This window comes from Streptomyces sp. NPDC004647 (genome assembly GCF_040609575.1).
Classification (GTDB): Bacteria; Actinomycetota; Actinomycetes; order Streptomycetales; family Streptomycetaceae; genus Streptomyces.
Map to the genome: position 1 here is coordinate 25302 of NZ_JBEXKU010000010.1, position 20305 is coordinate 45606.

General features: G+C 70.8%; 16 protein-coding genes. 8 read left to right on the plus strand and 8 right to left on the minus strand.

What is annotated here, in order from left to right:
• The first annotated feature begins 224 nt into the window (after nt 1-224).
• The 8 genes from ABZW18_RS06590 to ABZW18_RS06625 all read left to right on the plus strand — a co-directional run bounded on the left by ABZW18_RS06590 (nt 225) and on the right by ABZW18_RS06625 (nt 11406).
• Nucleotides 225-1211, plus strand: coding sequence for a TauD/TfdA family dioxygenase (locus ABZW18_RS06590; protein ID WP_356182979.1), 987 nt, complete (start codon nt 225-227; stop codon nt 1209-1211).
• Nucleotides 1212-1242: 31 nt separating this feature from the next.
• Complete coding sequence (locus ABZW18_RS06595) at nt 1243-2262, plus strand: ornithine cyclodeaminase family protein (protein WP_356182982.1); 1020 nt, start codon at nt 1243-1245, stop codon at nt 2260-2262.
• Nucleotides 2259-3620 carry a Y4yA family PLP-dependent enzyme gene (locus ABZW18_RS06600; RefSeq protein ID WP_356182984.1) on the plus strand — a complete coding sequence of 454 codons (1362 nt, stop codon included), beginning with the start codon at nt 2259-2261 and terminating at the stop codon, nt 3618-3620. Before ABZW18_RS06595 ends, ABZW18_RS06600 begins: the two co-directional genes overlap by 4 nt.
• 39 nt (nt 3621-3659) lie before the next feature.
• Complete coding sequence (locus ABZW18_RS06605) at nt 3660-4709, plus strand: cysteine synthase family protein (RefSeq protein WP_356182987.1); 1050 nt, start codon at nt 3660-3662, stop codon at nt 4707-4709.
• A 5-nt stretch (nt 4710-4714) separates the two neighbouring features.
• Nucleotides 4715-6241 (plus strand): MATE family efflux transporter, encoded by a 1527-nt coding sequence (locus tag ABZW18_RS06610; RefSeq protein WP_356182990.1) that lies wholly within the window; start codon nt 4715-4717, stop codon nt 6239-6241.
• Nucleotides 6242-6731: 490 nt separating this feature from the next.
• Nucleotides 6732-8267, plus strand: a complete 1536-nt coding sequence (locus tag ABZW18_RS06615) for an ATP-dependent DNA ligase (protein ID WP_356182993.1) — start codon at nt 6732-6734, stop codon at nt 8265-8267.
• 243 nt (nt 8268-8510) lie between these two features.
• The gene (locus tag ABZW18_RS06620) at nt 8511-8774 is read left to right on the plus strand and encodes a GlsB/YeaQ/YmgE family stress response membrane protein (RefSeq protein WP_356182995.1); all 264 of its coding nucleotides are present in this window, start codon (nt 8511-8513) and stop codon (nt 8772-8774) included.
• Between the two features lie 277 nt (nt 8775-9051).
• Entirely contained in the window at nt 9052-11406 is a 2355-nt protein-coding gene (locus ABZW18_RS06625) for an FUSC family protein (protein ID WP_356182998.1), read from the plus strand.
• A 337-nt stretch (nt 11407-11743) separates the two neighbouring features.
• Here the strand turns inward: ABZW18_RS06625 and ABZW18_RS06630 are convergent, their stop codons facing one another.
• The 8 genes from ABZW18_RS06630 to ABZW18_RS06665 all read right to left on the minus strand — a co-directional run bounded on the left by ABZW18_RS06630 (nt 11744) and on the right by ABZW18_RS06665 (nt 20305).
• Nucleotides 11744-12553: a hypothetical protein gene (locus ABZW18_RS06630; protein WP_356183001.1), complete on the minus strand. Its 810-nt coding sequence runs from the start codon at nt 12551-12553 to the stop codon at nt 11744-11746.
• A 180-nt stretch (nt 12554-12733) separates the two neighbouring features.
• Nucleotides 12734-13342 (minus strand): hypothetical protein, encoded by a 609-nt coding sequence (locus tag ABZW18_RS06635; RefSeq protein WP_356183003.1) that lies wholly within the window; start codon nt 13340-13342, stop codon nt 12734-12736.
• Nucleotides 13315-14592 (minus strand): MlaD family protein, encoded by a 1278-nt coding sequence (locus ABZW18_RS06640; protein WP_356183005.1) that lies wholly within the window; start codon nt 14590-14592, stop codon nt 13315-13317. The genes ABZW18_RS06635 and ABZW18_RS06640 overlap by 28 nt, the downstream gene beginning before the upstream one ends.
• Entirely contained in the window at nt 14589-15872 is a 1284-nt protein-coding gene (locus ABZW18_RS06645; RefSeq protein ID WP_356183007.1) for an MCE family protein, read from the minus strand. Before ABZW18_RS06645 ends, ABZW18_RS06640 begins: the two co-directional genes overlap by 4 nt.
• Nucleotides 15869-17020 (minus strand): MCE family protein, encoded by a 1152-nt coding sequence (locus ABZW18_RS06650; protein WP_356183009.1) that lies wholly within the window; start codon nt 17018-17020, stop codon nt 15869-15871. The genes ABZW18_RS06645 and ABZW18_RS06650 overlap by 4 nt, the downstream gene beginning before the upstream one ends.
• Entirely contained in the window at nt 17017-18024 is a 1008-nt protein-coding gene (locus ABZW18_RS06655) for an MlaD family protein (RefSeq protein WP_356183012.1), read from the minus strand. The genes ABZW18_RS06650 and ABZW18_RS06655 overlap by 4 nt, the downstream gene beginning before the upstream one ends.
• Nucleotides 18021-19052 (minus strand): MCE family protein, encoded by a 1032-nt coding sequence (locus tag ABZW18_RS06660; RefSeq protein WP_356183014.1) that lies wholly within the window; start codon nt 19050-19052, stop codon nt 18021-18023. Before ABZW18_RS06660 ends, ABZW18_RS06655 begins: the two co-directional genes overlap by 4 nt.
• Nucleotides 19049-20305 carry an MCE family protein gene (locus tag ABZW18_RS06665; protein WP_356183017.1) on the minus strand — a complete coding sequence of 419 codons (1257 nt, stop codon included), beginning with the start codon at nt 20303-20305 and terminating at the stop codon, nt 19049-19051. Before ABZW18_RS06665 ends, ABZW18_RS06660 begins: the two co-directional genes overlap by 4 nt.

The window sequence follows — 20305 nt, forward strand, 5'->3', positions numbered from 1 at the left end:
GGCGCAATTCGTGCGTACTCCAACCGGCTTGCGCCCGGCAATCCGACTTGGGCGCTTCAGGTTAGGTTAACCTTGCCTAAAATCATATGGCGTTGATACTTTTCCGTCGACCCGCCCCGAGCCTCCGCCTGGAACAACAGTCGTTCACCTCGCCCGTTCCCCACGCGGGCGAGCTTTGCCGTGCCCACGCGCGCCAAACCCCCAAGCAACGAATGGATTCGCACATGCATACGGGAGCCGCGCCCGTACGTCTGCTGGATGCCGACTGCGCCGAGGAGCTCACGCGATCCGCCGAGGAGCTGCTGAGCGCATCCGGCTCCGCCACCGCCCCCGGACTCCTCGAGCACGTCCCCGAATCCGCCGCCGCGCTCAGCGACAGAATCCACCACCTCTGCAGGCCCTGTGACACCCCCGACGGTGTGTTCGTTCTGCGCGGCCTCACCGTCGACGACAGCGCCGTCGGCCCGACCCCCGGCCACTGGTCCACCGTCGGCGACGCGGGTGCCGTCTGGGACGTCGCCCTGCTGCTGCTCGCCACCGTGATGGGCCGTCCGATCGCCTGGGAGGGCCAGCAGGACGGCCGCTTCGTGCACAACATCGTCCCCTCGCCCGGCCACGAGGAGGAGCAGACCGGGGCCAGCAGCAGCATCCTGCTCAGCCCGCACACCGAGGACGCCTTCCACCCCGGACGGGCCCATCTGCTGATGCTCGGCTGCATGCGCAACGACGCCGGGATCGCGACGACGGCCGCCAGCATCCGCCGGGCCGAACTCGGCGCGGACGATGTCGCGCTGCTCTCCGAGCCCGTGCTGCCCATCCTCCCCGACGACTCCTACACCGAGGCGCAGGCCAGCACCGAGGAACCGCCGGGCGTCCCCACCCTGTGGAGCGCCGAGGAGGGGCTCACCCTGCGCTTCGACCCCGCCTACACCCCGCTCGATCAGGCGCCGCCCGCACACCGCGCCGCCTACGGCCGGCTGGAGGACGAACTGGCCCGGGTGTCCGTGTCGGTGAGCCTGTCGCCGGGCGATGTCCTCATCGTGGACAACGACGTCGTGGTGCACGGCCGCGTCCCCTTCCGCGCCCGCTACGACGGCACCGACCGCTGGCTCAAGCGGGCCTCCATACGCATCCCCGGGCGCCGCACCCGCCCGCTCCAGGAGCAGGACGAGCACGGATACGGCCAGGCTGCCATCGTGGCCCCCGTCTGAACACGTCTTCGACACAGAGGAGTTGGCCCCCGTGCCGGACACGAACAGCACCGCGCCGCAGGGCAACAGGTTCAACAGATCCCTGCGGATCCTCAGCACCAGCGACCTGTCCGGCATCGAGATAGGCCTGACCGACGTCGTCTCCGTGGTCGAGCAGGCCTACCGGGCGCTCGCCGACGGCGTATCGGTCACCCCGCCCAAGCTCACCGTGAAGCCGGACGACGGCCACTCGGTGTCGTACGCCATGCTCGGCCGCGACGGCGCCCGCGAGGTCGTCGCCGTCAAGACCTCCTACAAGCACGGTCTGAAGCTCGACCGTGACCAGCAGCACTACTACACGGCGCTCACGCTCTACGACGACACCACCGGGCTGCCGATCGCGATGATGGACTGCGGAAGGATCGGTTCGCTGCGCACCCCCGCGGTCTCGGCGCTGCTCGCGCGCGAGTGCGCACCGCCGGATGCCCGTACGGCGCTGGTCGTCGGCACCGGCACGCAGGGCCGGCTGGCGCTGCCCTTTCTGCTGACCACACTGCCGCAGATCGACCGGCTGCTGCTCTCCGGAACCCACCCCGACGGCATCCGTGCCGTACGCGAACAGCTGGCCGCCCACTTCCCGGACCGGGACGTGGACCTCGTCACCGATCTGCGCGCCGCGGCCACCGAGGCGGATGTCGTACTGGCCACGGCAGGCCCCTCAACCCCCGCCGCCATCGAGGCCGACTGGCTGAAGCCCGGGGCGCTGTGCGTGCTGGTGGGGCACGGCCTGGAGCCGTCCACGCTGCACCGCGCCGACCGCGTGATCGCCACCAGCGCCGCGCAGATGGCCGTCACCGGAACCGACATGGCCGACGGATCAGGCGGCTTCCCCGCCGTGGACGCCGAGTTCCCCGAGGTGATCGCGGGGCGCGCCGAGGGCCGTACCGACCCCGCCGAGCGGATCTTCGCCTACAACAGCGGTCTCGTCGTCACCGATATCGCCCTCGGCCACCGCTTCGCGGAGCTGGCCATCGCGCAGGGCCTGGGCACGGCGGTGCCGCTGTGGCAGTGAACGGTCCGCCCGCCACCGAACGGGCCCTCTCCCTTCCCGCATACGACGATCCGCGGACGAGCGCACTGCTCGAGGGCGACCTGCTGCACGAGCTGTCGTACGCCTTCGGCGGGCCGTTCCACTTCCTGCTCCCCGACCGCTTCGACGCCAACACGGCCGCCTTCAAGGCCGTATTGGAGGAGTCCGGCACCGAGGGCCGGATCCACTACGCGAAGAAGGCGAACAAGGCAGCTGCCTGGATCGAGCGCTGCGCCCTCTCCGGAACCGGTGTGGACGTGGCGTCGGCGGGCGAGCTGCGCGAGGCCCTGGGCCACGGCGTCCGCGGCGAGAACATCGTCGTCACCGGGCCCGCCAAGGCCGAGGAACTGCTGCGCACCGCCGTCCTCCAGGACTGCCTGATCGCCGTGGACGCCCCCGACGAGCTGGAGCGGGTCATCGCACTGGCGGGCGCGCTGCGCCCGGCACGGCTGCTCCTGCGCCGACTTCCCCCGGCGCAGGAGCACAGCCGGTTCGGCTTCGACGACGCCGGGCTGGAGGCGGCGCTGCTGCGCTGCCGCGAGGCCGCCGACTGGGTACGGATGGAGGGCTTCAGCTTCCACTTGTCCGGTTACGCGGTCCAGCCGCGGGCGGACCTCGCCGCACAGCTGATCGCCCTGAGCCTTCGGGCCCGCGGCCTCGGCCTCCAGGCGGACCGCATCAGCATCGGCGGCGGCTTCGCCGTCGACTACGTGTCCGCCGGGGACTGGGACCGCTTCCAGCGCGAGCAGCGGCCCGAGGACTACCACGCGGGCAAGACCTTCCCGGACTTCTACCCGTACCACTCGCCCGTCGCCGGCGCGGACGCCCTGCGGGCCGTCCTGGCCGCCACGCCCGCCGGGGAGCGCTCCACACTCGCCGAACTGCTGCGCGAGGCCGGGGTCGTGCTTCTGCTGGAGCCGGGCCGCGCACTGCTGGACGGAGCGGGCGGTACGGTCTTCCGCGTCCAGGGCGTCAAGGCGCGCGACTACGGCATCGTGACCGTCGACGGCACCAGCCTCAGCCTCTCCGAGCAGTGGTTCAACAGCGAGTTCCTGCCGGATCCGGTGCTGGTGCCCGGCGCGCCCACCGCTTCCGGGGGCCCGTTCCCCGCCTGCGTCGGCGGCGCCAGCTGCCTGGAGTCGGACATGCTCACCTGGCGCAAAGTCCCCTTCCCCGCACGGCCCGCCGTCGGCGACCTTCTCGTCTACCCGAACACCGCGGGCTACCAGATGGACTCCAACGAGTCGCCCTTCCACGATCTGCCCCTGCCGCCGAAGGTCGTGGTCGAGAGCGGTGGCGAGCGCCCGCGCTGGCGCCTGGACCGGCATCCGTCCTCCTGACCCTCCCCCTCAGGACCTCATATCCCCCCAGGACCTCATATGACAGCGATCCTCGAACCTGAACAGGGCGCCCTGATGCGTCCCGCGGTCGTCAGCCGCGTATCCGAACTCATCGGCGGCACCCCGCTGTTCGAGCTGTGCCGGACCGAGACCGGAAGCCGGCTGCTGCTGAAGCTGGAGATGTACAACCCGACCGGTACGGCCAAGATCCGGATGGCGCGGCAGATGGTGCTCGACGCGGAGGAGCGCGGCGAGCTGCGCCCCGGCGGGCGGATCATCGAGTCGACATCGGGCAACACCGGCCTCGGCCTGGCCGTGGTCGCCGCCGAGCGCGGCTACACCTTCACCGCCGTGGTCGACAACCACGCGTGCGCCGACAAGCTGCGCGGTATGAAGGCCCTCGGGGCGGAGCTGGTGTACGTGGTCGACGACGGCACCGAGGAGCTGGCCACCGCCGCACGTGAGGAGCTGGCGGAGCGGATGGCGAAGGAGTCGGGCAACGCCGTCTTCACCGAACAGCACAACAACCCGGCCAACGCCGTCGGTTACTACCCCGTCGCCCGCGAGCTCGACCAGGCACTCGACGGCCGGATCGACGTACTCGTCGGGGCCGTGGGCACCGGCGGCGGGCTGTGCGGAACCGCGCGCGAGCTCCGCAGGACCGTCCCGGGCGTCACCACGGTCGGCGTCGAGCCGAAGGGGTCCATAGCCTTCGGCGGGCCGGCGCACAACTACTACCAGTCCGGCACCGGCACCCCGGAGGGCGCCGAGCTCGGCGCACTCGTCGACTTCGACCTCATCGACGAGGGCATGAAGGTCGGCGACATCGAGGCCTTCGCGACCGCCCGGGTGGTGGCGCGCCGCACCGGGCTGCTGATCGGCGGCTCGGCGGGCGGTGTCATGTACGAGGCACTGACCCGGCTCGGGTCACTGCCGCCCGGCACGACTATGGTCGCTCTGGTCAACGACGGAGGAGAGAAGTACCTGGACACCGTCTTCGACGACGACTGGATGGACCGGCGCGAACTGATCGACACCGCTGTCGAGCGCGAGGTCGACGAGATGCTCACCGAACTCCGCGGGAACTGACACCGATGCCCACACCTACGCCGACCCCGACCCCGACCCCGACCCCGACCTCCGCAGCGTCCCCGATCGCCGCGCTCCGCCGCGACAGCCGGGAACTGGCCGTGCTCGCCGTACCCCTTGCCCTCACTCAGCTCGCCCAGGTCGCCCTGACCACCACGGACACCGTGATGATGGGGCTGCTCGGCGTCGAGGCGCTGGCGGCCGGCGGGCTGGCGATGGTGATCTTCAACCAACTGCGCACGATGGGCGTGGGCCTGGTCACGGCGGTCGGCAACCAGGTCGCCGCGGCCTCCGCGCGCAAGTCGTCCGCGGAAGAGGCGGCGCAAGCGGCGGAAGAGGCGGAGGAGGAGCGGTCCGGCGGGGCGCGGTCCGAGACGGCACCCACCGACGAGGCACGCGCCCTTGCCACGCGGCCCGACAAGGCGCGGGCGGAGGTGCGCGAACTGGTCCGGGCCGCGATGGCCCTGGCGACCCTCGCCGGCGTCGCGGGCGCCGTCCTGATGGTGCTCATCGGCGAGGCCGTGGCCCTCCTCGGCCAGGACCCCGTCGTCATCGACCGGATGCGGCCGGTGCTGCTCGCCCTGGCGCCGGGGCTGGTGCCCTGTCTCTGGTTCCAGGCGATACGGCAGTTCACCGTCGGGATGCGACGCCCGCAGGCGCTGCTGCGGATCACCCTCGGCTCGGTGGCGTTCAACGCCGCCCTCAACTGGGCGCTCATCCACGGCCTGTGGATATTTCCGAAGCTGGGGCTCGCGGGCATCGGCATCTCCACCTCGTCCGTGTACCTCCTGTCCTTCCTCGCGCTGTACGCCTCCGCCCGGCGCGACCCCGAACTCGCGCCGATGCTCACCCTGCAGATCTGGCGCACCCGCCCGGCGACCCTGCGCAAGCTGCTCGGTCTCGGCACGCCGATCGCCGCCACCTACGGGTCAGAGGCGGGCTTCTTCTCCGTCGTCGCCCTTCTCGTCGGCAGCTTCGGCAGCGCGGCACTCGCCGCGCACACGGCCGTCAACCAGCTCGTCTACATCGTCTTCCAGGTATCCGTGGGGCTCTCGCACGCCGCCTCGCTGGGCGTCAGCCGCGAACTCGCACAGGGGCGGACCGACTCGGCGCGCCGGATCGCCCGTACGGCCCTGATCTGCGGCGCGGGCGTGATGACGATCGTCGCGGCGGTGTACGCGAGCGCCCCGGAGCTCGTCCTGGGCCCCTTCCTCGACAGCGACGGCGAGGCTCTGCGGATCGCCACCGGGCTGCTGCTGGTCGCGGCCGTGATGCAGTACGTGGACTGCGCACAGAACATCGGTGTCGGACTGCTGCGCGGCCTCGACGACACCAAGAGCGGCTTCCGCATCACGCTCATCGGCTACTGGCTGGTGGGCCTGCCCGCCGCCTGGCTGTTCGGCAGCGCGGCCGACCTGGACACCCTCGGCACCTGGTTCGGCCTGTTCACCGGCCTCGCGGCCACCGCCGTACTCCTGCTGCGCCGGTTCACCCGAGCCCTGCCGGAACCGGCGCCCGTCCCGGCGGTCTAGGTCCTGGTCCTGGTCCTGTCCGGCGGATGATCCGCCGGACACGGCCCTACCGCTTGGCGCACGGGCGGCGCCGACGCGGGGACAGGACCGGGCGGTCACTGTTCCGGTACCAGCCATGGCTCCTGCGGAAGCGGGCTCCCGGTCTCGAGGAGACTTCAGGTTGGACAGCACCGCCGCCAGGCCCGCGGCGGCCTCGTCGCGTTCGGCTTCGTCGGCGAAGTTCTCCGCCTCGCTCCTCGGACGACCTCGACGGTCGAACAGCTCGTCGGACAGCTGGCGGGGGTCCAGGCCCAGGTCGCCTCGTCGGCCGAGTCGGGTCTCGCGCGTACTCGGCGTACACCGAAAGCTGGATGGTCGGCGGATCGATGCCGGGCGGCAGCGGCACGGACGCCGGCACGCGGCGCGCATCCGCGCAGGGGGCCGCGCCCCCGGTCGCTCGGGCCGAACCGTCTGCGGTGCGGGTACGCCCCGTCCGGGCGAGGATGAGTCCATGCTGCTGGCCGATATCGCCCGGACCTCGCGGGAGGTCGCAGCCACCTCCGCGCGTACGGAGAAGGTCGCCCTGCTGGCCGGGCTGTTCCGCAGGGCCGAGCCCTCCGAGGCCCCGATCGTGATCACTTATCTGGCGGGCCGGCTGCCCCAGCGCAAGATCGGTGTCGGGTGGAGCGCGCTGCGCGAGCCCGTACCGCCGGCCGCCGAGTCCCATCTGCCCGTACTGGAACTCCACCAGGCGCTCGGCCGGATCGCCGCCGTGTCCGGCAAGGGCGCGCAGACCGAGCGCAAGCGTCTGGTGCGGGAGCTGCTCGCAGCCGCCACCGAGGAGGAACAGCACTTCCTGTTCGGGCTGATCAGCGGGGAGCTGCGGCAGGGCGCCCTGGACGCGCTCGCCGTCGAAGGGCTGTCGGCGGCGGCCGGCGCGGCCCCGGCGGACGTACGGCGAGCGGTGATGCTCGGCGGCTCGCTCGGCGCCGTCGCCGAGGCGCTGCTCGCCCGCGGCCCGGAGGCGCTCGCCGACTTCCGGCTCGAAGTGGGCCGCCCGGTCCAGCCGATGCTCGCGCACACCGCCAAGGACGTGGACGAGGCGCTGGACAAGCTCGGCCCGTGCGCGGTAGAGGAGAAGCTGGACGGCATCCGCATTCAGGTGCACCGGGACGGTGAGAGCGTGCGGATCTGGACCCGCACGCTGGACGAGATCACCGGCCGTCTCCCCGAAGTCGTCACCGCCACACGGAAGCTGGCGGCCGAGCGGGCGATCCTGGACGGCGAGGTCATCGCGCTGGGCGAGGACGGTCGGCCGCGGGCCTTCCAGGAGACCGCCGGCCGGGTCGGGTCCCGGCTGGACGTCCCGGGCGCGCGGGCGTCGCTGCCGCTCTCACCCGTCTTCTTCGACCTGCTGTCCGTCGACGGACGCGATCTGCTGGCGCTGTCCACGGCCGAACGCCACACCGAGCTGGCCCGGATCGTCCCGGAGCCGCTGCGGGTACGCCGCATGGTGGCCGCCGACCCGCAGGAGGAGGCGACGCGCGCCCGCGCGCGCGAGTTCGCGGCCGAGGCCCTGTCCCGCGGCCAGGAAGGCGTGGTGCTCAAGGGGCTGGACTCGGGGTACAGCGCGGGACGGCGCGGCGCGAGCTGGCTGAAGGTGAAGCCCGTGCACACCCTGGACCTGGTGGTACTGGCCGCCGAGTGGGGCCACGGGCGGCGCACCGGGAAGCTGTCGAACCTCCATCTGGGCGCGCGCCGGCCGGACGGTTCCTTCGCCATGCTCGGCAAGACCTTCAAGGGGCTGACGGACGCCCTGCTGGACTGGCAGACCGAGCGGTTGCAGGAGATCGCGGTCAGCGACAACGGGTGGGTGGTGACCGTACGGCCCGAACTCGTCGTGGAGATCGCCTTCGACGGGGTACAGCGGTCCTCCCGCTACCCGGAGGGGGTGACCCTGCGGTTCGCGCGGGTGCTGCGCTACCGCGAGGACAAGACGGCGGCCGAGGCGGACACGGTGGACACGGTCCTGTCCTTGCGGGGGTAAGGACTCTCCGGGCGGCCCGCCGCATGCCACATGCCGCCCGCCGCATGCCACATGCCGCCTGCCGCCTGCCGCCTGCCGCCTGCCGCCTGCCGCCTGCCGAAGAGTCCTCCGGACCGGCGCTGTCCTTCGCCTATGGCTGCCCCGTGCCAGGCCCTCCCGCTCGCATCCGGCGAGGTATTTCCCCGCCCCGACGGGGCAGACGCATTCTCAGAAGGCTTTTGCCACGGAGCCGTGGAGGACCCCATGGAGATCTCGGGCATTATCAGCGCCATCGTCATCGGCATCATCATCGGCGTCCTGGGACGGCTCGTGATCCCCGGCCGCCAGCACATCGGCGTCCTCTGGACGATCCTCGTCGGCATCGTCGCCGCGCTCATCGGCTCCGCCATCGCTCAAGGTCTCGACGTGTCCGATACGGACGGCGTGGACTGGGTCGAATGGCTGATCCAGATCGGGCTGGCGGCGGTCGGAGTCGCGGCGCTCGACCGGGCCAAGGCGCGCCGCTGAGCCACACGGCGGGCAGTCGGGCAGCGCGGCGCGAACCCGCGCCCCGGCACCCGCCACGAGGCGGCTGATCTGCCCGGACCACGTCCGGGGATCTTGGCGCGCCCGCGATTCCTCCCGCGGGCGTAAGGCGGAGCGCCTCGGTGCAACCGGCCCGGCCCGCGAGAACAATGCGGTTCGTGAGGCTTGTGAGGATGTGCCGCAGATCGCCCGCGCTCCGTGCGGGCGATCCGTCCCGCACGCCGGCGTCGGACGGGCCGCCCGGCGGCACGGCGTGACGGTGCTCCAGACGCTTCGTCGCAAGGACCCCGGTTTCGTCACCGTACGGCAGGCCGCCCGCGTGACCCTCGTGGCCTGCGCGGGCTTCTACATCACCCGGTACGCGTTCGGCGACACGATCACGGCCGTGTACGCGCTGTTCGGCGCGGTGGCGCTGGGGGCCCTCTCGCGGTTGCCGCCCCCTCCTGTGCGGCAGGCCCGGATCTGCGTCGCCGCTCTCCCGGCCGCCTGCGTACTCGTCATCGCCGGGACGCTGCTGGCGGGCAACGCGTGGGCCGCGGCGGCAGGCATGGCGGTGGTGGGATTCGCCGTCAGCTTCGCGGGAGTGGCCGGGCCGGCGCTGCGGGGCACGGCCAACGGCATGCAGCTCTTCTACATCCTGCCGTGCTTCCCGCCGTACGCCCTGGACACGCTCGACTCCCGGCTGGCCGGCGTCGCCATCGGGGTACTCGGCCTCGCCGCGGCCCAACTCCTGTTCTGGCCCGCCCAGTCGCCCGAGCGGTACGAGGAGCGACTGGCTCGCGCGGCGGCCGCGGTCGCCGAGTGGCTCGGCGGGCTGCCTGCGTCCCGGCAGGGACTCGGCCCCGACGCGCGCCTCGACACCTCACCAGCCGCGGGACCGGATACGGGCACGGGCACGGGTGCGGATACGGGCACGGGTGCGGGGCACGGTGCCGGGCGGGCCGCCGCGCCGGACGAGGCCGCCGAGCAGGCGCGTACAGCTCTGGAGGCCCTGCGGCTGGTCCATCTGCCCTTCCTGGAGCGCCCCGCCTCGCCCTCGGTGCACGACCGCGCCCTCGCCCAGGCGGCCATGGCGCTCCGGCGGTTGGGCTGCCATGTGGAGAACCTCGCGAGTGCCACGCCCGTCGAGCCCGCCGCAGCCGGCCGCGCGCTGCTGGCCGACGTACGGCAGGCGCTGCACCGTACGGCGGACTCGTTGGCGGCCGGGGTGACACCGGCGGACGCCCCCGCGCTGCGCGACGGCCTCGCCGCACTGGCGAACGAACGGGCCGGTGCCCTGCGGGCCGACCCGGATGGCTGGGCACGGCGCGCGCAGTGGGACGTACTCGCCCGCCAGGCCGCACTGCACAGCCAGGTCTTCATCACTGCGGCCCGGGTCGCAGCCGAGGGCGGAGCCGCCGTCGAGCGGGTGGCGGCGCCCTTCCGCTACGCCCGGCAGTCCGCCGCCACCCTCTGGATGCGACGCTTCCACGCCCACCTCACGCGGCGGTCGGTCTACTGGCAGGGGGCCGTACGCACCGGCCTGGCTCTGGCGACCGCCCGGCTGGTGGTGGAGCCGCTGGAGCTGACACACGGTTTCTGGGTGCTGCTCGCGACATTGACCCTGATGCGTGGCACGGCCGCCGATACCCGGGCGTCGCTGCGGCAGGCGATGACCGGCACGCTCTACGGCGCGGTCGCGGCGGCCGTGGTGCTGACCGTCGTGGCGGATCACAGCGTGGTCTACCGGGCGGCCCTGCCCCCGGTGATGTTCGGCGCCTTCTGCGCGACGCTGCTGGGGCCGGCGGCGGTCCAGGCCCTGTTCACGCTGGTGGTCTCGATGGCCTTCGCCCAACTGTCGGAGGTCACCTGGACGCTGGCCGAGGTGCGGTTCGTCGACGTGCTGGTGGGAGGCGTGGTCGGCGCTCTGATCGGCATGGTCGCCTGGCCGCGGGGGAGCGCGAGCGAACTGCGCCGGCTGTCGGGCGAGTTCATCGCGCGCGCCGGAACGGCCGTGCGCAGCGCCGTCGATGCGGCGTGCTGCCCGCGGGGGGACACGGACTCGGCCGCCGCGGCACGCATGGCGGGCGAACAGGCCCGGCACACCATGGGGCTGGCGCAGGCGGCGTACGAGCTCCACCTGTCCGAGCGGCCCGACCCCGTTCTGCGGCACGTGGACTGGCAGGCGATTCTCGGAGCGGGGAAGGAGATGGTGCTGGGAGCGGAGGGTCTGGCGGTCCACTACCCGCCCGGGGCGCTGGACGCGGGGCCGGGGGTGCGGACGTACCTCACCGGCGCGGCCGACCTCGTCGAGGAGGGCGGCGAACGGCTGGCCGCCGGGCTCGGCGAGGGAGCAACGGCCCCCGCAGCCGGTCACCACCCGGGCGCTGCCCTGTCCGGTTACCGGTCGATGGACCGCGCGCACAGGGCCGTCCCCGAGCGCCAGGCGGCTGGGGGCAGTCCCATGCCCGTGCTGCCCGTGGTGCCCCCGGTCGACGCGACGATGGACAGCCATGCGGTCCTCGCCGCGACGAACACCGCGGTCTGGCTGCACCTGGTCACCGTGGATCTCCGCAGACTGGCCCGCGAGCTGGCAGCCGGCCCGCAGCCGTCCGAAAAGGTGGCCAATCCGTAGCCGCGGCAATGCGTACGACAGCCCGCAGTTGCCAGTGGCGCCAACCCGATGTGATGGCGGAGCCTTCCTTCAGTTCGTGGGTGGGGCCATCAACGCTTCTCGTTTGCATGGCGTCAGGCCGAGACGGCAAGGCGGCCCGCACCGGCTCTGGGACGAGGTGGAGTCGGCGCTCACGACTTGGTGCACGCCGCCCTCCGCCCACGGCTGACAGCTCTGCCCCGCGCCGATGCACGGGCTCCGCGGAGGCCCGGACTCCACCGACGCACACTCCACGACGCCCGGAATCCGCCGCCGCGCCACCCCCGGCGCGAGCGGCGGCCGGCTGCCGCGCCCGGATCTACAGCGCGTCGACCGCGCTCACCTTCCAGCCCTCGGACGTCTGCACCAGCGTCATCCGCACCCTGTTGAGGTCCAGGCGCGGCCCGGAGACCTGGGTGCTGTTCGTGATCTGGTTCATGAACAGCAGGACGACGGCCTTGTCCGGCGTGGCGGACACCACGGAAGCAGCCGGGGCCCCACCGCTGGAGGGCTTGGCCACTGTGGCCTTCACCACACCCTGGTACTTGGTGGAGGTCGGGGCGACCACCGTCTTGGTCGTCTTCTGGTACTGCTCGCGGAAGTCCCCGGTCAGATGGCTGCGCGCCGCCGCGAAGTCCTTGTCCAGATGCCGGTAGTCGTAGGAGAGGATCACCGGAGCCGCCTTCTGGGCCGCGGCCAGGGCCTCCGTACGCGCGGTGTCCGCCCGCCCGGCGTCGCGGAACTTCCATCCGAGCACCGCGACGGCGACCAGGCCGATCACCACGAGGACGGCGAGGACGGCGCTGACCAGACCAGGCCGGTGGCGGGACGACTTCCCGGCAGCCGCCGTGTCGCCGCCCTCCGCGGCCTCGGCGTCGGCTTCGGCGGTCCGGGTCTTCGCTCCGGCCCCCTCCTTGACCTTCTCCTTGGCCTTGGAGTCCTCCCTGAACCATGCTTTTTTCCTGGTCCGGGTCTCCTCCGCCGGTTCCTGCCGTGCGGACTCGTCGCCGGATTCCTCCGGCCGGTTTGCTCTCTCGGCTCGCTTGGCCGCGGCGCGGGCGGCCGCCGCCACGGAACGCTGCCGGGGAGTGCCGGTGCCGGAACGCCCTCGAACAGTCGAATTCGCCACGGTGTTTCTCCTCACTGGCGGTGGAGCGGGTGGTGCGGGTGGTGCGGGTGGTGCCGGTACTGCCGTTGCCGGCGCTGCTGCCGGTGGAGCGAACGCGGCCGGCCGGGGACCGCGGTGACCCGGCGGGGGTGCCGGATCACCGCGTCAGTCGCAGGAGCGACAGCAGCCACAGCGGCCGCGTCAGCCGACGAACTCGACATCCGAGGTCAGCCATCGCCCGCCCTCATGTACGAGGTCGAGCTGCAATCGGTAGTTGCGGGCCTGCCCCTGCGGCGCGGCCGCATTGGACACCTTGCTGTCGACGACGACCAGCACGCGGGCGGCGCGGTCGTTCGCCCGGGCGATACCGGCTTCCAGGACCTGCCCCTCAGAGACCGACTTGTTGGCGGCCACCAGCTTCGTCAGCTGCTTCGTCCGCGCGGAGAACTGCTTCTTGAACTCACCCGTGGCGCTGCTCAGGACGTTCTTGCTGTCCCGGTCGTAGTGCCGGTAATCGAGCGAGGTGAAGTTGAGCGCGGACTGCCGGGCCGCGGCCACGACGTCCTGGTTCCGACTCTCCTCCTGGTGCTGCTGGTACAGCTGATATCCGAAATAGCCGGACACCAGGGCCAGCACGACGGCCGCCGCAGCGAGTCCCGCTGCGAAGCCCCTGCCCCGGCGGGCGGCGCGCACCGCGCCGCCCCCGAGGCGGCGCACCAGCTGCGCCGTCCAGGCCAGGAAGCGGCGCAGCGGCCGTACCGCGGGCGCCTGGAAGAGGGCGGTCATGCCATGGGTCCAACCAGCAGCCATTGCCATGACTCCTTTCCGAACGTGCTCTGTGCTCCGCCCGTCGAGCCGATCTGGACGGACGTCCCACCGGGCCCGCTGAGGGTTCCGGTCTCCGGATCGTACGGGGTGACGAACGATGCCTGGTCAGCGCCGCCCGACGACCCCGAGCCCGCGGGCCGTGGGGCATTCTGCGCGCCGCGGACCGACGTCTTGCCACCGCGCGGGGCGGTGCACCGGGCGGAGGTGTTCGCCGAGCGCTCACCGGTCTCGGACGGGGAGCGCCGCTGGGTACCGTACCCCTGTCGGCACGCAGGTGGGTGGTCGCCGTTGGCCACCATTCCGAAGTGCGTGGTGCCGTCCCCGGGAATCACGGTGTAGCTGCCCGCGACGACCACCGGGAAGGTGACCAGCGACTGCTCCACGCCGGGGAGCCGGGCCACGGTGACCTGCCCGCCGCTGATCAGGTTCCCCAGCAGGACCGGCAGGGCCGACCGGTTCGCCTTGAGCAGCGAGTCCAACTCGTGTGCCGCGGACGTACCGCTGCCCATCAGCTTGCGGATGTCCCCGTCGCTGGCCTTGATCTGGCCGGTGAGGTCCGCCAGGTCGCGGGAGAACGACTTGATCGCCGAGCCCTTGTCGATCTGCGTCTTGAGGACCTTGTTCGAGTTGTCGATCAGCGAGATCGTCTGCGGGAGCGAGTCGCTCGCCGAATCGACCAGCGCGTTGCCCGAGTCGACCATGCGGCTCATGCTCGGGCCGGTCCCGGCGAACGCTTTGCCCAGCTCGTCGACCGTGATCTGCAGGTCCTTGTGGTCCACCGAGGTGACCAGCCGGTCCATGCTGCGGACCAGCTTGGTGGTCTGCATCGGCACCCGGGTGTCCCGCTGCTTGATGCTGCCGCCCTCCTGCAGATACGGGCCGCTTCGTATCCGCGGCTGCAGATCCACATACTGCTCGCCGACCGCCGAGCGGTTCGCCACCACCGCCACGCTGTCCTCGGGGATCTGCGGCCCGTCCTCGAGCTCGAGGTCCACCGAGATGCCCCGGCCGGCCAGCCGCAGCTCGCCGACCCGGCCCACGGGCACGCCGCGGTAGGTGACCTCGGCGCCGGAGAAGATGCCTCCGGAGTCCTTGAAGTCGGCCCGCACGGTGTATCCGCTGCCGGTGACGGTGTCGACCAGCCCGGTGTACTCGGCGCCTACGTACGAGCACCCGATCGCGGTGACAGTGGCGAAGGCGACCAACTGGGCCTTGACCGTAGGAGTGATCACGGTTGCATCCCCCTCGTCATGAGGTCGGCGAGCGCGATGGAGACACCGCTTGGGTAGCGCGATCCGCCGGAAAAGGCGTCACCGCCGTGCAGCGAGCTCTGGGTGATCCCGGGCACATCCGGCAGTTCGGGAGCTTCCGGGTCCTTGGGGTCCGTGGGGTCCTCGGGCTTCGTGGGATCGTCGGGGAGCCCTGGGAGCTCCGGCTTCTCCTCGCCCGGCTTCCTGGGCTTCTTGGAGTCGCCGCCACCGCTACCGCCGGTGTTGTTGCCGTAGATGCTCTTCAGATCGAGATCCGCGGTGATCTTGAGGTTGGTGTAGTCGCCCTTGATGGCGCCCGTGACATTGCGCGGGAACGGATACGACGTCATCAGCTCAAGCGCGTTGGGAAGATCGGAGCCCGCCTTGTTCAGCTGGTGCAGGATCGGCTGCAGATGCTGGAGGTTGGCGACCGTGTCGGCCTTGGAGGCGTTGATCACCTTGGAGCCGACATTGCCGAGTTTGGACAGCGAACCCAGCATCCGGGTGAGGTTGCTGCGCTGGTCGGCCAGCACCTTCAGGGCACCCGGCATGGTGTCGACGGCCTCGCCGATCGCGGTCTTCTCCTTCCGCAACCGCGTGGCCAGCCTGTCGACGCCCTCCAACGCGCGGATGATCTCGCCGCGCTGCGCGTCGAGGCCGCCGATGAAGGTGTCCAGCTGGGTGAGCAGGGACTTGACCCGGTTCTCACGGCCGTGGAGAGCCTTGTTCAACTCCTGGTTGATCGTCCTGAGTTGGGCCACCCCACCGCCGTTGAGCAGCGCCGACAGGGCGGACAGCACTTCTTCGATCTCCGGGTTGCGGCCGCTGCGGGAGAGCGGGATCTTCGCGCCGTCGGTGAGCCTGCCGACCTCCTCGCCGTCCGTGGGAGCGGCCAGCGAGACGTACTTCTCACCGAGCATGCTGGTCTGGCCGAGCTCGGCGACGGCGTTGCGCGGCAGCTTCACTTTGTTGCCGATGCGCAGCCGTACGCGCGCCTGCCAGCCGTCCAGCTCCACCTTCTCGACGGCGCCCACGGTGACGTTGTTGACCTTCACCGCGGACTGGGGCACGAGATCGAGGACATCCCTGAAGTGCACGGTGACGTGGTAGGCGTCGTCGTCGGCCGCGGCGCCGCCGGGCAGCGGAATGTCGGCGAGCCCGTTGAATCCGCAGCCGGTGAGCAGCATCGCTCCGGCGGCCGCCCACAGCACCGCCTTCCGGGCGTGCGCCCGCTGTACGGGCCTTCTGTAGCGGGCGCTCATGTCCGGGCCTCCAGGATTCCGCCGAACGTCTTGTCCACCGATGGCGTCCCCGCGACCGGCTTGGTCGCGCCGGTGTGCGGGTCGGCCTTCGGTAGATCGGGCAGGGAGTCGAACAGCTTCCGCAGGTCCGTGCAGTCGCGTGCCTTGCCGGTCGTCTTGAGCACCGAGCACAGCAGCGATGCCGGATCCTGAGGCTCGTGCTCGTCGCCGTTGTTCCGGGTGTCGAGCGCGCCGGCTGCGGGGTTGTAGGCGTTCTGCAGGTTGCCCAGTCCGGCGGGCACGACATCCATCAGCTCCGCCAGCGCGTCGCGCTGGGTGACCAGCACGCGGGTGACCTTGCTGAGGCCCTTCACATTGGAGGTCAGCGACTTCTTGTTCGCCTTGACGAACTCGGCGACGTCGGCGAGCGCGCCCGCCAGGTTCTTCAGCGCCTCCCCGAGGTCCTTGCGCTCCCCGGAGAGCTGACTGGCGACTTTCGCCAGGCTGTCGTTGAACGAACGGACGTTGTCGTCGTCGGCCGCCAGCGCGGTGGTGAACACCTGCAGATGCCGTACGGTCCCGAACAGGTCCTTCCTGCCGTGGGACAGGGTGGTGACGGCCTGCGAGAGGTCCTCGACCATCTGGTGCATGTGCCGGCCCTGCCCCTGCAGGTTGTCCGCGCTGACGCCGAGGAGCCGGGACAGCGCCCCGTCCTTGTTGGCGCCGCGCGGCCCGAGCGCTTCGGTTGTCGTGTGCAGGCTGTCGAAGACCCGGTCCAGCTCGACCGGGACCGCCGTCCTGCGCTCGGGTATGACCGCGCCGCTCTTCATCGCGGGGCCTTTGTGGTAGACCGGCAGCAGCTGGACATAACGGTCACTGACCACCGAGGAGTTGATGATCGCGGCCTGGGCGTCGGACGGGATCTTGCGCTCCGGCCCGTACTCCAGATCCACCCGGACCCGGTGGCCCTGTGGCGTGATCTTCTTGACCTCACCGATCTTCACGCCGAGGACGCGCACATCGGAACCGGGGTAGATACCGACCGTCCGCGGGAAGTACGCGGTGACCTTGATCGGGTCCGACTGCGGCCAGAGCGCTACGGTCAAAAGCCCGGCGATGACCGACAGCACGGTGGCGAGCGCCAGTCGGCGGACGAGGCGCCGGCTCATCGTGACCCTCCCGAAGATGGTGTTCCTGAGTCGCCGCTCCGTGGGACCACGGGCCCGGCGGGCACCAGGTTCTGGACATAACTGTCGAACCAGCGGCCGTTGCCCAGCGTGTTGGTGAAGAGCCGGGCGTAAGGCGCGAGCAGCTTGACGCTGCGGTCGAGGCTGGACTGGTTGCGCTCCAGCATCGAGACCACCTGGTTCAGCCGGCTCAGCGCCGGACCGATCTGCTTGCGGTTGTCCTCGACCAGGCCGGAGAGCTGGATGCCGAGTGCGCTGGAGCTCTTCAGCAGGGCGTGGATGACCCGGCGCCGCCTGTCGATCTCCCGGAACAGCTTGTCGCCGTCGGCCATCATCTTGGTGAGCTCGCCCGAGCGGTCGGAGAGCACTCCGGTCACGCCGTTGGCGTGATGGAGGAGTTCGCGCAGCGACTTGTCGCGCGAGGCCACGCTCCGGGAGATCTTCGACAGCCCCTTGATGGACGCTTTCACCTCGGCCGGTGAGTCCTTGAAGGTCGTGGAGATGGTGTTCATGGCGGTGGCCAACCGCTCGTGGTCGACCTTCTCCGAGGTGGTCGTCAGATCGCTGAACGCCTGCACCACGTCGTACGCCGAGGTCGTACGGCGCAGCGGGATCTCGGTTCCGGGTTCCAGGTTGCCGGGGCCCTTCGGCTGCAGCGCGAGGTACTTGGAGCCCAGGATCGTCTTGACCCGGATGGCGGCGCCGGTGTCCGTACCGAACTGCGGGTCGCCCTTGACCCGGAAGGTCACCTTGACGTGGTCGCCGTCCAGATCGACCTCGTCGACCTTGCCGACCTTGACCCCGGCGATACGGACCTCGTCGCCGTCCTTCAGACCGCCCGCCTCGGAGAAGGCGGCGCTGTACTCGTCCCCGCTGCCGATCAGCGGCAGGTCGTCGACGTTGAACGCGGCGGCGACCAGCAGCGTGATCGTGGTGAGGCCGATGGCCCCGATCTTGAGGGGATTACGCTCACGGAAGGGGATCATCGGCCACACCTGGCCTGGGTGGAATGGAACTCGGGGGTGATCTTCTCTCCGGTCTTGGGCAGCACGACCCGGCCGTCGAAGTCGCAGAGGTAGAAGTTGAACCAGGAGCCGTACGTGGCGGTGCCGGTCAACTTGTTGAGCTTGTTCGGCAGTCGCTTCAGGACGCCCTCCACGGTCTTCTCGTTGTCGTTCAACGTGCCGCTGAGTTCGGAGAGTTCGGCGATGTCGGCGCGGAGCGGCTTGCGGGTGTCGCCGATCAGGCCCGTGGTGGCCGTCGCCAGGTCGTTCATGCCGACCAGCGACTCACCGATGGCCTCGCGGTCCCCGGAGAGCCCGGAGATCACCCGCTGAAGCTGCTTGAGAAGCCCGGAGAAGCGGTCGCTGCGCTTGTCCACGGTCTTCAGCACGTCGTTGAGGTTGGTGATGACGGAGCCGATCAGCTTGTCCCGGTCGGCGAGCGTCGTGGTGAGGGACGCGGTGTGGGCCAGCAGGCTGTTCACCGTGCCGCCCTCGCCCTGCAGGGTCTTGATGATCTCGGTCGCGAGCCGGTTGGTGTCCTTCGGGCTCAACGCCGCGAACAGCGGCTTGAACCCGCCCAGCAGCGCGTTGAGATCGAGCGCGGGCTGGGTCCTGGAGATCGGGATCCGGCCACCGGGCTGCAGCACCTTCCGGCTGGACCCCGCCCCCTCCGTCAGCGCGATGTACCGCTGGCCGACCAGGCTCCGGTACCGGACGACCGCTCGGGTGCTGGTGAGCAGCGGCCGGTCCTGGAGGACGGTGAAGGTGACCTCGGCCCGTGTCCGGTCCTTGATCTGGATGTCGTCGACCTCTCCGACCCGTACTCCGGCAACCCTGATGTCATCGCCCTCTTCCAGGCTGGTGACATCGCTGAACACCGCGGAGTAGGTGTCCCGGGGGGTGAAGGAGATATTGACGATGGTGGCCGCGAGCAGCGTGGTCGCCAGCACGGTCACCACCGCGAACATGGAGAACTTGATCAGCGGTGCCGCAGTTTCTGTCGCCCTCATGCGACGTTCACCTCCGTTCCGCGAGCCATCGGACCGAAGAGCAGGGTCGCGACCGAAGGCACCTGGTCGGCGGGCACACCCATGACCGGGGCGACCAGCGAGCCGACGACCTGCTGTTCGGCCGCCGTGCCGGAGACACCGCCCATGGGGCCGGCTGCGGAGCCGCTGCTTCCCGACGTGCCGTCATCGAGCTTCGTCGGTGGCGCGGGACGGTTCGGGTGGGGCAGCCCTCTGCAGTTGGGGCCGGAGCGGTCGGCATACTTCGGCTCCTCGCCGGGGTCGTAGGCGGGTCGCGCTTGGACGAATTCCAGGGTGATGTGCATCTGTCCGCCCTTGAACGTCTGCTCGGCAGCCTTTTCCTGCCTCACCAGGCCCTCCAGCAGACAGGGGTACTGGGGCGAGTAGCGGTCGAACAGGGCGAGCGTGGGACGGGAGACCCGGCCCAGCGTGATGAGCCGGTCGGAGTTCTGCTCCAGGAAGCCCCGCCAGGTGTCGGAGGCGGTGGCGGTCCCGGTCAGGACCGACTCCAGCTGGGCCTGCTTCTCGATCAAGGTCCGGCTGTTGGAGACGGAGTTCTTCAGCACCCGCATCATGTCGGGGGCGGCATCCCCGTAGATCTCCGCCACATCGGCGAAGCGGGAGATGTTCCGCTGCATGTCGGGCATATGGGGGTTGAGCTTGCGGAGGTAACTGTCCAACCGGACCAAATTGTCACCGATCTTGTCCCCGCGCCCTTCGAGCGCGGTGGACCAAGCGGACAGCGTGGCGTTCAGCTTGCCGGGCTGGACCGCGCGCAGCAGCGGCAACAGGTTGTCGTTCATCTCCTGGAGCTCGATGCCCGCCTTGGTGCGGTCCTGGGTGATGACGTCGCCGGCGCGGATGTGCCGTTCCGACGACCCCGGAGGCGGGACCAGTTCGACGTACTTCTCGCCGAACAGGGTCTTGGGCAGCAGGCGTGCGTGGACATCGGCCGGGATGAGGCTGACGTGCTCCGGCTTGAGCGCGATGTCCAGGGTCGCCTTCTTGCCGTCGGCGTGCACCTCGCGGACCTCGCCGACGATCAGGCCGCGCAGCTTGACGTCCGACCGCGGGTCCAGTTGGTTGCCGAGGGTGTCCGCCTCCAGCGTGATCCGCACCACCGAGGTGAACACCTGCTGGTAGGTGGCGACGGTCAGCGACAGCAGCAGCGTGAGCACGGCGATGAAGACGATGCCGTACAGCCGCAGTTTCGTGGTCGGTATCGAAGTCGACAT